The organism is Rhodococcus sp. NPDC056743 (assembly GCF_042790355.1).
Lineage (GTDB): Bacteria > Actinomycetota > Actinomycetes > Mycobacteriales > Mycobacteriaceae > Rhodococcus_F.
Genome location: NZ_JBHTZI010000008.1, coordinates 268411 through 283499, shown reverse-complemented (window position 1 = coordinate 283499; position 15089 = coordinate 268411). Strand labels below are relative to the sequence as shown.

Sequence of the window (15089 nt, the reverse complement as noted above, 5' to 3'; positions counted from 1 at the left end):
CCCAGCAGAAACAGCCACCTCCACCGGGTAAGGGTGGAGGTGGCTGGCGATGAAGCTGCGAAACTTACAGAACTTCGGTACCGACGGTGAAACGCTCCATGACGTCCTCGCGCGGCGTCACTCCGAAGCCGGGGCCCTGTGGCACGGCGATATGGCCGTCTTCGATGACAAACGGCTCGGTGATGTCTTCCTTGTAGAAGCGATCGGACGCCGAGATGTCGCCGGGCAGCGTGAAGCCGTCCAGGGCCGCGAGTGCGGCGTTGGCGGCGCGGCCGATTCCGGTCTCGAGCATTCCGCCGCACCACACCGCAATACCGTGGGCCGAGGCGAGATCGTGAATGCGCTTGGCCTCCAGATATCCACCGACCCGGCTCGGCTTGATGTTGATGACCGAAGCGGCGCCCAGTGTGATCGCGTCCGCCGCGTCCTTTGCCGATTCGACAGATTCGTCGAGGCAGATCGGAGTCGACAGAGACTGGGCAAGCTTGGCATGCTGCACCAGATCGTCCTCAGCCAACGGCTGTTCGATGAGGAGCAGTGCGAATTCGTCCAGGCGACGCAGCAGCTGCGCGTCGACGAGGGTGTACGCGGCATTTGCGTCGACCTGCAAGGGGACGTCGTAGCCGAACTCCTTGCGCACCGCCGCCACGGGAGCGATGTCCCAGCCCGGCTTTATCTTCAGCTTGATTCGCACGTAACCCTGCGACAGATAGTTGCCGACGGTCTCGAGTAGCTGCGGAATGCTGTCCTGGATGCCGACGGACACTCCCGAAGGAACCCGGGTGCGGGTGGCACCGAGGTACCGCGCGAACGACTGTCCGCGAGCACGCAATTCCGCGTCGAGGATTGCCATTTCGATGGCCGACTTCGACATCTGATGGCCCACGATGTGGTGAAGCGCGCTGCCGACGGTCTCGGCCGAGAGTGGCCGATCCGACTGCGCCTTACGCAGCGTCGGAACGAGATACTCGCGCAGCATCGCGCGCGCTCCGGCGGTGTACTCCGAGTTGTAGTACGGATCGCTCAGCGAGCCGCACTCGCCCCAGCCGACAGTTTCGACCGGTCCGTTGGGGCCGTCGGTGCTGCCACTCACCTTCAGAACGAGAGTGTTGCGCTCGAGCTGAGTGCTGAAGGACGTGGTGAAAGGGGAGACGAGAGGGATGCGCAGCTCGCGCAATTCGACGGACTCAATGTGCATGGACGTGCTCTTCTCCGGTTGTCTCGCAGATTTTCGTGAACGTGTAATAGCCGCTGGGGTCGAAGCCGGTCGATTGCCACTGTTTCGAGGCGATCAGTGGCTCGAGGTACTCGCGAAGCGCGTGTCGCCAGGCAAAGGCGCAGGCGCGGTCGACGGTTCTCAGATGCTCTATGTCTCGGGGGATTCCGACTGCTATATCGACGCAGTCGGGTGGGATCGGGACCATCCGAGGCGTACCGCTTTCGGCAGGGTGAAGCACTTTCACTGTATCACTAACGGCCACAGCAGAACTGGGCGCCGCATCGCTGTCGAGATCCCAACTGACCAGCATGCGGTCGCTGGCGTCGCCGGCGTTGATGCCGTCCGCCATGGAACCGTAGAAATCGGGATTGTATTCTGTCGGCTCGGCTCCGAGGCGCTGGATGTTGAAGTAGGCATTTCGTGCGACGAGTGGATCGAACGTCCACCGGATCGTCCGCACGCCGCGCTCGATGCACCAGTCTCGCTGATGATGCTTGAGAGCGCGTCCGATTCCCTGGCCGGCGTGCTCCGGTAGAACCCCGGCGATGTGTGAGTGCAGAACCTCCCCGAGAGGCTCGACGAAGAATCCGACACAACCGCCGATCATGTCGCCGTCGGAGAAGGCTCCCACCACGTAGTGGCCACCGTGATGTAGTGCAACAAGCATCGCCGTGCCGAAATGAGCCGGCCCGGGACTGGTAGCCCAGATCTCGTCGAAAATTGCAGACAGTTCGGCTATCTCGCGGGTATCGACCAGTTCTCGAAACTCAACCGCTTTGCTTTTCGACACGAGGGCCCCCTTCAGACGTGATCGAACGAATAAGGCCCGCAACCAGTGCCGTTCTCGGAGCGATTGCGGACACGAGCGCGTGCTCGGTCTCGGCGTGTGCACCGCCGCCGACGCCACCGAGGCCGTCGAGGGTGGGGATACCGATGCCGGCTGTGAAGTTTCCGTCCGAGGCACCGCCGACGGCGAGGCCGACGGGAGGATCCAGATCATGCTCGAGCGCAACACGTTCCGCCATAGCCAGCAACGGTGCGGACATCGATGCTTCAAGAGGTGGCCGGTTGACGCCACCCGAGACCGTGACTATTGCTTCGGGGTGGATGGCCTGCAGTGCTCGGATATTCGAATCGACCCGCTCCTGCTCGGCGGCGCTGGTCGCGCGCACATCCACGTCGACAAACGCTTCTGCGGGAACCGTGTTGGTGGTGGTTCCGGCCGACATGACCGTCGGCGTGACGGTGGTTGCCTGCGCCGGTGAGGACAAGTCGTTGATTGCGATCACGAGACGAGCCAGTTCGACTGCCGAGTTGATGCCCTTGTCCGGTTCCAGCCCCGCATGCGCGGCGCGGCCGGCAACGTGGATTCGATACAGCGACACTCCCTTGCGGACGGTCTTGAGTTCGCCGCCGTCGCCACCGGCTTCGAGGACGAGTACCGCGCCTGCCGCGTGTTCTTCGATGAGGGATCGAGACGTGGGTGAACCGATTTCTTCGTCACCGGTCACCAGAAGAGTGATTCCGTCTAGTGCGTCGTCGCCGTACAACCCCTGCACGATGGCGAGGGCGTGAATTGCCTGAACGACACCAAGTTTCATGTCCAGGCCACCCGGACCACGAAGCGCTCCGTCGGCGACGGCCGCGGGTAGGCGTATCAGGGTGCCGATCGGCCAGACAGTGTCGTGGTGGCCGAGCAGCATCAGCCGCGTCGGTGAACTACCGAAACGGGTCACCAGATGGGTTCGTCCTTCCCGCACTATCGACTCCGGTGTAACGCCGAGTCGTTCGTGGACAAGGTCTGACGTCCATTTCGCGCTGCGGGCAACAGCGTCGAGATCGTGAGACGGTGACTCGACTTCGATGAGCGCGATGGCGTCCGCGAGGATCTGCGGAAGATGGCGGTCGGCCAGATCGCGGAGAGCGGTCATCGGTTGTCCACCCGCGGATAGGCGCGGCTTCCGGCGTGGAGCAATCGTGTACTCCCGTTGCCGGAGAATGTGATCCGGGTCCAACTCGATGTTCGAGGCAGTCGGGTCGCGAACACTCCGGGGTGAACTTCGATCAGGCTCAGAGAGACGGACTCTACGGTTTCGGCGTCGACGGAAGGGTCGATGTGATCGGTGCGGCGAGCGGTCAGGGAACTGCCGGTCCGTTCCAGGACGAAGTCGGCGGCAGCATCACGGTAGAGGCCGCACAGCGCATCGAGTTCCTCCGGCGAGGACGTGGTGCGGGTGTGCGGGGCGCCAGGGGAAAACGCCGGTGGCACGGCGACCCCGCCGACGGAACCGATTACTTCAGCCAGAAGATCGCCTGACAGAGCGTCCATAGCTCCGCCGTTGGCCATCAGGACCACAGCCAGACCGCGGGACGGGACCACCCGCAAGAACGACTGCTGGCCGAGAGTTCCGCCGTTGTGGCCGTGCGCTGGTACCCCACCCCAATTGTGCAGCAGCCATGTCATTCCCATCGCGTCTGCAGACGACACGTCACCGATCTGGAGGCGCTCTTCGAGCATGGCCAGATGAGTGGACCGTTCGAGCAGAATCGGGTCCACGCGTATCGAATCCTGAGCGAACCGGAGTAGATCTTCGGCTGTGCTGTTGATGAGACCGGCGGGTCCCATGGAACGAGTGATGAGGAACTGTGGTGTCTGTTCGAGTCTGTCGGTACCGCCGACGTGCCCGACTGCGGCGCGATGGAGAGCCGTCTCCTCGGGTAACGTCGTGGTCCCGGTCAGGCCGAGCGGCTCGAAGATTCGCTCACGCAGAACCGCGTCCCAACTCTTACCGCGCAGAACCTCGACGATGCGTCCGGCGATGACGAAGCCGGTGTTGCAGTAGGACCAATCGGTGCCGGGGGCGAAGAGTTGCGCTGTCGACGTCAGGGCGGCGACGTAGCGCTCGACGGCGTCGTCGCCGCGTCCGCCGTCGATGAAGACGTCACCGTCGATGCCACTGGTATGCGTCAACAGGTGACGAGTCGTGACCGTGTCGGTGGCCACCGCGTCGGCAACTGCGAAGTCCGGCAGAACATTCCGGACCGGTGAGTCGAGGTCCAGCAACCCCTCTTCGACGAGCTGCATGATCAGTGTGGCCGTCCAGACCTTGCTGATCGACCCCATCTGGAACAGCGTGTCCGGTATCGCCGCGACACCGGTGCGGGTGCTCACGACGCCGGAGGTCACCACCGTCCGCTGGAATCCACTGCGGTCTGTGGTCAGAATTCCCAGTGCGGCCCCGGGAACCCCGTACTTCGCGCTCAGGGTGTCGAGTCGGTACTGCCAGTAGTCGCGATCGACCGTGGTGCGTGCCGGTGTGGGCGAGAGGTGGCGTTCGATCCAGTCGACGAGCCGAGTGCTGTAGTCGCGGCGGTGTGATGGCCGCCCTGCCGCGAGAAAGCCATGCGACGCCCCCGGATAGATCACGAGTTCGGTGGGGGTACCGGCCAATCGCAGTCCGCCGAACCACTGTTCGGCTTGATTGACCGGGCACCGGACGTCGCTACCACCGTGAAGTATCAGCGTCGGTGTTGTCACCTTCGAGACTCGCGCCAGCGGCGACATCTCGTGTATCCGAGATGACTGCGGGTCGAATTCGAGCGTCTGCAGCAGAATGCCTTCGTCCGAGGGGCCGGCCGTATTCGCGACGTCGCACACGAGGCCGCCGGCGACGGCAACGGCAAATCGGTCGGTGACGGACGTCAAGGCACACGTCATGAATCCGCCGTAGCTGTAGCCCGTGAGTACAAGTTGCTTCGGATCGGCTATTCCCTCGGCAACAAGGGTTTCGACCGGTTCGAGGAGATCAGCGCGGTCCGCGTCGCCCCAACCGTCGCGCACACCGTCGAAGAACTCGTTTCCGTATCCGTCACTTCCGCGCGGATTGATCGTCAAGACCGTGTATCCGAGCGCAACCAGTTCCGCGTGATACGCGCGCATCACGGTGGGCGTACCGGTCCAGGCATTGTGAGGTCCGCCGTGGACGTCCAAAACCAGAGGTCCGGCACCAGTGACGTTCGGGTCGCGCAGGACCCAACCCTGAACACGGGTGCCGTCGCTGATGTCGAACCACCGCTCGGTGGCGACGGGAAACTCGACGGACGTGGCCAGTTCCGTGTTCAATTCGGTGACGGTCTCGACGGCACGGGTCTCGAGGTCGATCACGGCGACTTCACCGAAGGTCGTCGCGGTTGCCAGCGTGACGACGGCGCGCCCCGCGGTCACGGCAAGCCCGGAGACCACTATCTGTTGACCGGTGAGAAGCGGTGAGACAGTGCCCGAGGTGACATCGACCTTGTGTACTTCGGTGGAGCCGTGGTTGCGAGCACAGAAGACGAGGTCTCCGTCAGTGGTGAAACTCGGTGCGCCACCGGGATAACCCGTCCCACCCGGCATGACGTTGCGGTCGAGCTTGGCAGTCAGGCTGCGATCGTCCACTCGCCGGTCGCGGTGCAGGACAAGAAGTTCGTTGTTGTGGACGATCGGGGTGTGCCAGCCGACCCCCACGACGGCGTCGCCGGCAGGTGTCCAGGCAAGGGGACCGCCGATGTTGCGTGCGTGCCCCACCCTCTGCGGCGCGGAGGCGAGATCGGTCAACGACACGGTCCAGGCGGAACGCGCCCGAGTCACATCGGCGTCGTCCTCCATCGCCGCTGTGAATGCCAATTCGGAGCCGTCGGGACTGTACGCGGGATGCACAGCGTCCCAATCGCCGTCCGTCAATTGTCGAAGCGAACCGGTTGCCAGATCGAATTCGAACAGGTGCGAACGAATGCTGCCGCGGACGCCGGGCCCGTCGATCTTGTAGTTGAGGCGTTTCGTCACCAGGAGTTGTGACGAGCCTGCGGCGGTGCGGTCAACCGGAGCGCTGAAGGCGATCCGGGTGCCGTCCGGAGAGAACACCGGCGCCCCCGCGCCGAGCGGCAATTGCTGCGACGTGGTCATCGCAAGCGCAGGCCCGCCGCCGGCGTCGACCTTCCACAATTGCGGTGTGCCCGCGGAATCCGGCCGTACGAAGACCATCAGCGTGGATACGGGATGCCACGCGGGGGAGGTGTCGGCAGGGCCCTCGGTGAGCTGTCGTTGCGGGCACGCCAACCAGATCGAGTGCTCGTTGGTGTCTGCAGCGGGGTTCGACTCCGTACGTACGTAGGCGATTCGCCCGGACGCGGACACCGCGATGCCGGTCGGTGTGACCACGGACAAGTAATCCTGTATGCCCGCCGACCGACGTTCTTCGGTACGGCGGCTGGCGACAGGCGATTCGAGAGTGGTCGGTGTTGTCATCGGAACATCGGCTCCCCGAATGTTGGAATTGCGGACAAGAGTTTGACCGTGTAGTCCTCACGCGGAGAATCGATCACGTCGAGAATCGGTCCGTGCTCGACGATCTCACCGCCCAGCATGACCGCGACGTGGTCACAGACGTAGCGGATCACCGCGAGATTGTGACTGACGAAGAGAACGGTCAGACCGAGTTGTTTCTGTAGATCCACCAGGAGATTCAAGACTGCGCCCTGCACGGACACGTCCAGTGCCGAGGTGATCTCGTCGGCGAGCAACACGGACGGCGCAGCGGCGAGTGCCCGGGCCAGCGCGACACGCTGACGCTGACCGCCGGACAGCGAACTCGGGTAGTCGTGGGCCTTCTCGGTGGGGAGCTGGACAGTGGTGAGCAACCGGGCCACTTCGGTGTTTCGCGCCGATCGGCTGCGCCCGGATTTGTCGCGGCGTTCGGTGGAACGTAGCGCCTCGGCCAGGGACTGGCCGATCGTCATGCGGGGGTCGAGGCACGAGTACGGATCCTGGAACACCATCTGGATCGTGTGGCGCAGGCGGGCCGTCGCCCCGCGGGCGTGCGCCACGTCGACGCCGTCGAGGAGGATCTGCCCGGAACTCGGCTCGGCCAGCCCGACCGTCGCGCGGGCCAGAGTGGACTTGCCTGAACCGGATTCACCGACCAGCCCGACGATCGATCCCGACGGAATATCGAGATTGATGTTCTTGACGGCGTGGAATCGTTTCGTGCCGTTTCCGAGATGGACGTTGACGTCGCGAAATTCGAGTCTGCTCATCGGATCTCCTCTGCCGCTGCGACCAGCACTGCCAGCTCGGCATCAACGGTGCTTGCCGATGATCCGAGGCTTTCGACCTGCCAGGCTTCGTCGACAGTGGCGAGCGGCTTGTCACGATCGGTTGTCATGGTGGGGACCGCGGCGATCAGCGCGCGGGTATACGGGTGCTGTGCACGACCGGCGACCAGATCGTCGACGGCGATGTCCTCGACGATGTTGCCGGCGAACATGACCAGGACGCGTGTGCACATTCCGGTGATGACCGCCATGTCGTGCGAGATGAGAAGGATTGCGGCGCCGGTCTCTTCGCGAACCTCGTGCAGCAGTCCCAGAACCTCACGCTGGACGGTGACGTCGAGGGCGGTGGTGGGTTCGTCCGCGATGATCAGCGCGGGCTTGCCCATCAGACCCATGGCGATCATGGCTCGCTGACGCATACCGCCGGAAAACTCGTGTGGATACTGCTTTGCACGACGAGGCGCGTCGGGGATCTTCACTGCAGTGAGACGGTCGACGGCAGCCTTCTTGGCTTCCGCCTTGCTCATGCCCTCGTGCAGCCAACCTATCTCTGCGACTTGGTATCCGACCTTGAGGGACGGATTCATCGAGGACATGGGATCCTGGAAAACCATCGACATGCGCGTTCCGAGTTGGCGCGCGATTTTGCGTGCGGCAGAACCTTCCGGGCGTTGTCCGTTCTTCATCAGAACTGTGCCGTCGAATTCGATCAGGCCGGCGTCGACGACTGTCGGATAGTCGGTCAACTGCGAGATCGCCATGCAGCTCAGGGACTTTCCGGAACCGGATTCGCCGACGATACCGACGGTTTCACCGCGCTGGACAGTGAAGCTGATGTTGTCGACCGGTCGACGCCAGGTATTGCCCGCAGGAACTGCGACGGACATGTTGCGGACAGTGAGAACTGCGTTGTCGTCGACCGGCGCCGACTGTGTATGACCGTCGACGGGAACCGACTGCGCAGCGCTCTCGGGCTCGTTGAGCGGTTTCCACTTGGGTAGCTTGCTGCTGATGGGACTGCGAACACCTGCGCCGCGGGCAATGGCCTCACCGAGCAATGTGAAGGTCAGACCGGAGAGAACGACGGCGATGCCGGGTGCCAGTGCGGTGGCGGGGTTGACGAAAATCTTCGACAGTCCCTCGTTGAGCATGCGGCCCCAGTCGAAAGCCGGCGGTTGGATACCCAGGCCGAGGAACGACAGACCGGCGAAGACGACGAGTCCGCCGCCGACAGCGATACTGGCATTGACGATGAGAGGCTCGCGGATATTGGGGAGGATGTGGCGAAAGAGTAAGCCGGGCTTCGTTACTCCGAGAATCCGTGCGGCATCGATGAAGTCACGGCCGTTGACCGAAGACGACAGGGCGTACGTCAACCGCGCGAACGGAGATGCCATGGCGAGACCGATCGCGATCACGGCACTACTCGAGCCCTGCCCGAGAATGACCAGCAGGAAGATGGCGAGAAGCAGTCCGGGAAAGGCGATGGCGAAGTTGAGGAACGCCACGACGAGTCGGCCGATCCAGCGGGGGGCCAGCATCGGAAGTGTCCCCAGGAACAAGCCCAGCGCCACGCCGAGGCCCACGGCGCTCAGTGCCATGAGCACGGACAACCTGGCGGCGGTCATGGTGCGGGCGAAGACGTCACGCCCGCCCGCGTCGGTGCCGAAGATGTGCTCGGAACTCGGCCCCTGCGAGAGTGCCTTGGGGTTGCCGACTACCGCGGCTTCGCCCCAGATGATCGGTCCGAAGATCACCAGTGCGATCAGGGCCGTCAGAAAGGTGAGCGCCAGCATGCCCAGAGGAGTGCGGAAAGTCTGGACCAGCCAGTGCTGACGAAGAGGCGCCGTTGCGGCTGTTTCGACTGTAGGTGAGGTGCTCAACTCAGTTCTCCCGGATGGTGGATCGTGGGTCGATCAGAGCGAGCACCACGTCGACGATGAAATTGATGAGCAGGACGAGGCTGCCGTAGATCACGACGAGCGTCTGGGCGAGCGGGTAGTCCTTCTCGGTGATGGCCTTGACCAGCGCCATGCCCATGCCGGGCCACGCGAAGATGCTCTCGATGAGCACGGTGCCGGCAATCAGGCCACCCAAGAGGAGACCGGCCAGCGTCAGCGTCGACGTCAAGAGGTTGGGCATTGCGTGACGGAAGTACATGCGCGCCGCGGACATTCGCTTGGCGCGTGCCGTGCGGATGTAGTCCATGTCCAGCACGCTCAGAGCCTCGGCCCGAACGATGCGTGACATGGAGGCGATGGCGCCGATGGACATGGCGGCAACCGGAAGGATGTAGCTTTCCGGCCCACCCCGTCCGGCGACCGGAAGAACCGGGAACGTGACGGCAAACAGGTACACCAGAGCCGTACCGAACATGAACTCCGGAATGACGGCGATGGTGCCCGACGTTGCGGTGTAACCGATCTCGACTCCGCGGCGACGGCCACCTCGGGTCAGCGCGGCGAAGACGAGCCCGATCGGGATGCCGATGACCAGCACCGTGATAACCGTCAGGAAGGCAAGTTCGAGAGTTGCCGGTAGGCGGGACGAGATCACCTCGAGGACCGGAGTCCTCAAGGTGATCGAGTCACCCGGATTCCCGCTCAGCAGACCACCGATGAAGTGGAAGTACTGCTGCCACACGGGAAGGTCGTAACCGAGCTGAGACCTCGTTGTCTCGACCAGTTCGACCGGGGCGTTCAGTCCGAGCGCCAACCGCACCGGGTCACCCGGAATCAGTTGGAGCATCAGGAACGCAGCCGTCACCAGCGCCCAGAGCGAAATCACGAAGGTGCCGAAACGGCGCAACAGATATGCAGGCCAGCTGTCGGACTCGAACCACTTTGCTCGAGCTCGAGGCGCCGCTTCTGGTGTCGCGGCTTCAATAGTTTGACTCATGGGCTGTCTTTCCGGAGGGCAGGATGCTGGGCGGGAAGAGATGCGGTGATCGGCTTACTGATAGAGGCGCAACGCAGGACCGTTCATCGACTTACCGAATGAGAGTCCGGCCTTGTTGAAGTACACCTTCATGACGGAATCCGAGAAGGGCACAGCGGAGATCGTTTTGGTGAGTTCCGACTCGGCGTCGGCCCAGGCATCACAGGCGGCTTCGCCGGTCAGGCCGGAGGCTTTGGTTACCGCTGCTTCGTACGCTGGGTTGTTGGTCGAACCGAAGTTCTTGCCTGCAGCCGGAACCGGTCCGCTGAAGTAGGCAGTGAATGTGCTGGGGAGCGAGGAATTGATCTGGATCCACGCGATATCCCAGGCTGTGTTGTCCTTACCGCTGAGGATGACGTCGATGATCTTGTTCGAGTCACCACCGGTCAACTCGACGTGTGCGCCGAGTTCGGACCACGCAGTCTGAGCAAGTTCGGCTGCCGCATTGCGCGGATCGTCGGTGCCGTCGTACACGAGGCGAAGATTCAGCGGCTTTCCGTCCTTGCTTCGCTTGCCGTCAGCGCCGGCGGTCCACCCTGCAGCGTCCAGTGTTGCCTTCGCGGCAGTGAGGTCGAAGTCCGGAATGTTGCCTGCGACAGAGTCGTAGACGCACGCGCGTGGTTCGACTGCGACGAGGCTGGTTGCGCGGACTCCGTTTCCTGCGGTGAGAACCTGAGTGAGGTCGTCGAGATTGACTGCCTGGACAAGGGCTTTTCGAACGGCGGGATCGCTGGTGGGGTTGCTCGCGATCTGATTGAAGTACATCTGACCGGAAGGAAGCGGGCGCAAGACCGAGTTCAGATTGGCTGCTTCGATACGTGTCCGGTCCGGGCCGCTGATCGGGGCGGCGTTGAGTTCGCCCGAGAGAAGCTGATTTGTGGCCGTACTGACATTGGGTGTCAAAGCGGCGATGACTGTCTTGGGGACTCCTGGTGTGTCGGAAGTGGTGTCGTCAGGACCCCAGTGGTAACCCTCACGTCGCTCGAACGTGTAATGGTCGTTGGCTGCGACTTCGGTGACTTCGAACATGCCGGTACCGAGCGACTTCTTGTTCGACGCGGTCGGATCTTTCAGTCCGGCGTCGCACAGGATCGGCAGGCGGCCGATGTTGAGAAGCAGGAACGGACTCGGTGCCACAGTGGTCACCGTGATGGTGCGCGTTGCAGGATCGGCAGTTGCAGCGGCGCCGGTCGGGACAGAAGATCCGCGTAACTGCGAACCGTTGGCCGGATCGGCAACGAAGTTGATGTTGTCCGCCACGGTTTGGGAAGTCAGCACGGATCCGTCGGTACAGATGACCCCGTCGCGGATGGTGAAGGACGCAGACGTCGGGGTCTCCTCCCACTTTTCCGCCAACCACGGTCCGACTTCACTGGTGTCGGGATCCTGGTAGATCAGGTAGTCGTAGGCCAAACGTGACAACTCGGCGGTTGCCTGGGATGCCGACATGATCGGGTTGAGTGCGCCCGGATCGGCCTGCAGAGCGAAACGGAAGGTCCCGTCCGTGGCCGGTTCACCACCACCGGGGCCCGAGGACGCGCCTCCCGACCCGCAAGCAGACAACGCAAGCGTGAGCCCTGCGGCCGCCGCGAGTGTCGGATACAACCGGTTCTTCATACTGCCTCCACGAAAATGCTTGGGTCCGAACGATAATCGGTTGAACGGGGATCAGTTGCCGACTGTGTCATCTTGACGGTTCGACGTGACGCGTGTCTCGGTGGATCCGCACAAAGATCACGCCGCTTTTCGTTCAGTTCCACCAAACCCGAATGTCGTCCATCGCCGGCCTCGGCCAGGCACCCAGATTCTGCGTCTGATCACCGGAAATCGGCTACGAAGTTCGAGCCGAAATCGAGAACCGAGTGCCTGGGGCTACGGGGCACATGTGGGTAGGGCTTCGGAACTGCCCGAGACAACGAGACCTTACTGATGGTCCTTCAGGCTTGGTGGCCTGGACGAAAAGCGCCCCAAATTTTGTGAGGATCGACCGAGACAGCCACCACGTCACCTGTCAAGATCTAATGGTCGAAACCCAGGCGAGTGCAGGCTGATTATCGCTCGGGCTCAAGTACTTTCGTGGAGGCAGTATGAGACACCGGACCTGCTCCGACGGTACTGTGCTGCACCTTCCCGGAGGTGGGGCATCCGGATGCAGGTCGGTCAGTACCGGCCGAGCTGTGGACAGGCCGCCGGCGTACACAGCTCAATTCCACTGATTCTGAATTCCTCCGATTCTCAATTCCTCCGATTCGAAGGGTATCCATGACCGACCGACCTTTGGTCTCCGAGGGCCATCATCTCAAATCCACGCCGACTGCAGAGTCCGCACCACGAAACGCCAGCGAACTCGAGGAATCAAAGATGCAGGAACAGTTGCAGGAACTGGTCGATCAGTGGAGGGTCGAGGCGAACATCCCCGGCGTCTCGGTCGGCATCGTGCACGGCGATAAGGACATCGTCGTCACCAGCGGCATCGAGAGTGTTGACACGCAGCTTCCGGTCACTGACAAGACAATGTTCATGATCGGTTCCACCACAAAGGTGTTTGCTGCAACAGCCGCGATGGCGCTCGTCGAGGACGGCCTACTCGATCTCGACACCCCGTTGGTCGAGTACGTCCCCGAACTGAGCTTCGCCGACGAAACAGCCACGCGCACAGTCACGATGCGTCATCTCCTCACCCACACCGGCGGATTCACCGGCGACGCCGGCCTCTCGGCAGGCTGGGGCGAAGACGCACTGGGACGCTCGGTGTCACGGCTGAACGAGCTGCGACAAGAATTCCCGGTCGGTGAGGTCTTCTCGTACAGCAACTCCGGATTCGTTCTCGCCGGACACGTCGTGGCCAAGATCAGCGGACTGACCTTCGAAGAGCTGGTCAAGCAACGCGTTCTAGACCCCCTCGAAATGAAGAACTCGGCGTTCCTGCCCTGGGATGTGATGACCCACCGGTTTGCACTCGGCCACTACATCCGCGACGGTGTGCCGTTCGTATCCAACGAAACCGGACTGGACCGCGGCATGATCCCTTGCGGCGGAATGTGGTCCTCGGTGCGCGATCAACTGGTCTGGGCACGCTACGCACTGTCCGGCGAACACCCCGGCGAGGGCCGGCCACTCGACGAGTCCACCCGGTTGCTGATGCAGAAGCCTCAGCGTCCGGCAGCGATGATGTTCGAGGAAGTCGGCCTGGGATGGCTGCTGACTCGGTACGGAACCACGCAGGTCGTCCGGCACGGCGGAAACGTCAGCAATCTCCAGGTCTCCGAGTTCATGACGGTGCCCGAGAAGAACTTCGCCGTCACCGTGCTCACCAACGCCCTCGGCGGCGGAATCGGCAAGAAGATCGTCGACTGGTCCATGGCCAACCTCACTGAACTTCCCACCCCGGTTTCCCTCGGCGTGGTCGAACCCGAAGCCGCTGCCGTCGACGCAGTCCTGGGGAAGTATCAGGCCGGCTCGCTGACGATGACCGTCGCCTCCGGTGACGAAGGAATCGGCATCCGGATGGGCAGCGCGCAAGACCTCGGTGAATACGAGGACATCGTCTGGCCGCCGGCGATCCCGATCGCCTTCGTCAACGACCGTGACTTCGCGGCGCAGGCGGACACCACTCGGGCATTGGGACGCTTTGTCACCGATGAGACCGGACGGGCTGTGATGCTGGAATTCGGTGGCCGTACCGCCAAACGAGTGGCGTGATCCTCTAGACGGGTGGCGTAGCCGAGTAGATGCCGGGGCCAATCCCATTGTGGAGCAGTCTGATTGTGTGGAGCAGTCTGATTGTTTCGGCGGAAGCGGGTAGCGTGGAGGACACCGAGGGCATTTCGAACATGCGCTGCCGCGCCATGTCGTCCTCGGTGTCCACATCGGTCGGAAGTCGAACGGCCGAGAATGGAGAACCGTCATGGCTTCGAACCCGACTGATATGTCGAATTCCGCCGACGTTTCTCGGTCACATGCCTCGCAGCAGGCCGCAAGATCGACAGACTCGACGCCATCCTGCCCGGCCTGCGGGCACAGTCTGGATTCCCACGATGCGCTCGGAATTCGATTCTGCGGCGTGACCTCGGACCGGAACCTCGACCGAAAATGCATCTGCCCCGAGGAGCATGCGAGCACGCATCACTACACCCGGTACTGAATAAACGGCTACTCGGCTGTTGGGTTTGCGCGTGAAAACACAGCGACCAAGAAGCCGGAATCGTTGGTGAACGGTCGTAGATCCCACGTGGAGAGCAGCAGATCAGCCGCAAGTCCGCTGTCTGAGGCGTCGGCCAGGAAGTCCGAGAATTCGTAATCGCGGCCGGCGCCGAAACCGATGACGACTCGGCCGGTCGGACCGAGGTGGCGGGCAAAGCCGGCGAGCACTGTCTTCCGGGTGGACGGTGCGAGGAAGGCCACCACATTGCCGGCGCAGACAATGACGTCGAAATCGGCCGCAATCCCGCGTGATGGCAGATCCAATTCGGCGAGGTCTCCCACAAGCCACGTCGGGCCCGGGTAGTCCTCCTGCGCCGCAGCGATCAGCACCGGGTCGACGTCAACACCGACAACCTCGTGACCGGCTTTGTGCAGGTGACCACCCAGTCGGCCGGGGCCACACCCCGCGTCGAGAACACGACCGCCGCGGCCGAGCATTGCATCGATCAGGCGGGCTTCACCGACGATGTCGTTTCCCTCTGCCGCCATCGTGCGGAACCGCTCCACATAGCGCGACGAATGTGTCGGGTCAGCCGCGGTGATCTCTTCCCACTGGCTGGGGGTGCGCTCGCTGGGAGTCGGTGTAGTCATCTCCGGATGGTACCGAGAGATCAACCGGTGTCGACGAGGGTCCCGG

General features: G+C 62.9%; 11 protein-coding genes. 2 read left to right on the top strand and 9 right to left on the bottom strand.

Annotated elements, in window-relative coordinates; translation table 11 throughout:
• Window positions 1-64 precede the first annotated feature (64 nt).
• Genes menC through ACFRFQ_RS20050 form a run of 8 tightly spaced genes read right to left on the bottom strand, consistent with a single transcriptional unit; the run spans window position 65 to window position 11866 of the window.
• A complete protein-coding gene (gene menC / locus ACFRFQ_RS20085; protein WP_378661265.1) occupies window positions 65-1198 on the bottom strand; it encodes an o-succinylbenzoate synthase in 1134 nt (377 codons plus the stop codon).
• Complete coding sequence (locus tag ACFRFQ_RS20080) at window positions 1188-2009, bottom strand: GNAT family N-acetyltransferase (protein WP_378661262.1); 822 nt, start codon at window positions 2007-2009, stop codon at window positions 1188-1190. The genes menC and ACFRFQ_RS20080 overlap by 11 nt, the downstream gene beginning before the upstream one ends.
• Window positions 1987-3150, bottom strand: coding sequence for a M20/M25/M40 family metallo-hydrolase (locus ACFRFQ_RS20075; protein WP_378661260.1), 1164 nt, complete (start codon window positions 3148-3150; stop codon window positions 1987-1989). The genes ACFRFQ_RS20080 and ACFRFQ_RS20075 overlap by 23 nt, the downstream gene beginning before the upstream one ends.
• Entirely contained in the window at window positions 3147-6506 is a 3360-nt protein-coding gene (locus ACFRFQ_RS20070) for a serine hydrolase (protein ID WP_378661257.1), read from the bottom strand. The genes ACFRFQ_RS20075 and ACFRFQ_RS20070 overlap by 4 nt, the downstream gene beginning before the upstream one ends.
• Window positions 6503-7294 (bottom strand): ABC transporter ATP-binding protein, encoded by a 792-nt coding sequence (locus ACFRFQ_RS20065; protein ID WP_378661254.1) that lies wholly within the window; start codon window positions 7292-7294, stop codon window positions 6503-6505. Before ACFRFQ_RS20065 ends, ACFRFQ_RS20070 begins: the two co-directional genes overlap by 4 nt.
• Window positions 7291-9195: a dipeptide/oligopeptide/nickel ABC transporter permease/ATP-binding protein gene (locus ACFRFQ_RS20060; protein WP_378661251.1), complete on the bottom strand. Its 1905-nt coding sequence runs from the start codon at window positions 9193-9195 to the stop codon at window positions 7291-7293. The genes ACFRFQ_RS20065 and ACFRFQ_RS20060 overlap by 4 nt, the downstream gene beginning before the upstream one ends.
• 1 nt (window position 9196) lies before the next feature.
• Window positions 9197-10210 (bottom strand): ABC transporter permease, encoded by a 1014-nt coding sequence (locus ACFRFQ_RS20055; protein ID WP_378661248.1) that lies wholly within the window; start codon window positions 10208-10210, stop codon window positions 9197-9199.
• Between the two features lie 54 nt (window positions 10211-10264).
• The gene (locus ACFRFQ_RS20050; RefSeq protein ID WP_378661246.1) at window positions 10265-11866 is read right to left on the bottom strand and encodes an ABC transporter substrate-binding protein; all 1602 of its coding nucleotides are present in this window, start codon (window positions 11864-11866) and stop codon (window positions 10265-10267) included.
• 645 nt (window positions 11867-12511) lie between these two features.
• Here ACFRFQ_RS20050 and ACFRFQ_RS20045 point away from each other — a divergent pair.
• Both ACFRFQ_RS20045 and ACFRFQ_RS20040 read left to right on the top strand, forming a co-directional pair.
• Window positions 12512-13951 carry a serine hydrolase domain-containing protein gene (locus tag ACFRFQ_RS20045; RefSeq protein WP_378661243.1) on the top strand — a complete coding sequence of 480 codons (1440 nt, stop codon included), beginning with the start codon at window positions 12512-12514 and terminating at the stop codon, window positions 13949-13951.
• Window positions 13952-14156: 205 nt separating this feature from the next.
• Complete coding sequence (locus tag ACFRFQ_RS20040; RefSeq protein ID WP_378661240.1) at window positions 14157-14393, top strand: RGCVC family protein; 237 nt, start codon at window positions 14157-14159, stop codon at window positions 14391-14393.
• An 8-nt stretch (window positions 14394-14401) separates the two neighbouring features.
• Here the strand turns inward: ACFRFQ_RS20040 and ACFRFQ_RS20035 are convergent, their stop codons facing one another.
• Entirely contained in the window at window positions 14402-15043 is a 642-nt protein-coding gene (locus ACFRFQ_RS20035) for a class I SAM-dependent methyltransferase (RefSeq protein WP_378661238.1), read from the bottom strand.
• Between the last annotated feature and the right edge of the window lie 46 nt (window positions 15044-15089).

What these genes read in the sequence shown, in the direction of transcription:
- menC (WP_378661265.1), bottom strand. Translation starts at nt 1,198, where the DNA reads ATGCACATTGAGTCCGTCGAATTGCGCGAGCTGCGCATCCCTCTCGTC.
- ACFRFQ_RS20075 (WP_378661260.1), bottom strand. Translation starts at nt 3,150, where the DNA reads ATGACCGCTCTCCGCGATCTGGCCGACCGCCATCTTCCGCAGATCCTC.
- ACFRFQ_RS20070 (WP_378661257.1), bottom strand. Translation starts at nt 6,506, where the DNA reads ATGACAACACCGACCACTCTCGAATCGCCTGTCGCCAGCCGCCGTACC.
- ACFRFQ_RS20065 (WP_378661254.1), bottom strand. Translation starts at nt 7,294, where the DNA reads ATGAGCAGACTCGAATTTCGCGACGTCAACGTCCATCTCGGAAACGGC.
- ACFRFQ_RS20055 (WP_378661248.1), bottom strand. Translation starts at nt 10,210, where the DNA reads ATGAGTCAAACTATTGAAGCCGCGACACCAGAAGCGGCGCCTCGAGCT.
- ACFRFQ_RS20050 (WP_378661246.1), bottom strand. Translation starts at nt 11,866, where the DNA reads ATGAAGAACCGGTTGTATCCGACACTCGCGGCGGCCGCAGGGCTCACG.
- ACFRFQ_RS20045 (WP_378661243.1), top strand. Translation starts at nt 12,512, where the DNA reads ATGACCGACCGACCTTTGGTCTCCGAGGGCCATCATCTCAAATCCACG.
- ACFRFQ_RS20040 (WP_378661240.1), top strand. Translation starts at nt 14,157, where the DNA reads ATGGCTTCGAACCCGACTGATATGTCGAATTCCGCCGACGTTTCTCGG.
- ACFRFQ_RS20035 (WP_378661238.1), bottom strand. Translation starts at nt 15,043, where the DNA reads ATGACTACACCGACTCCCAGCGAGCGCACCCCCAGCCAGTGGGAAGAG.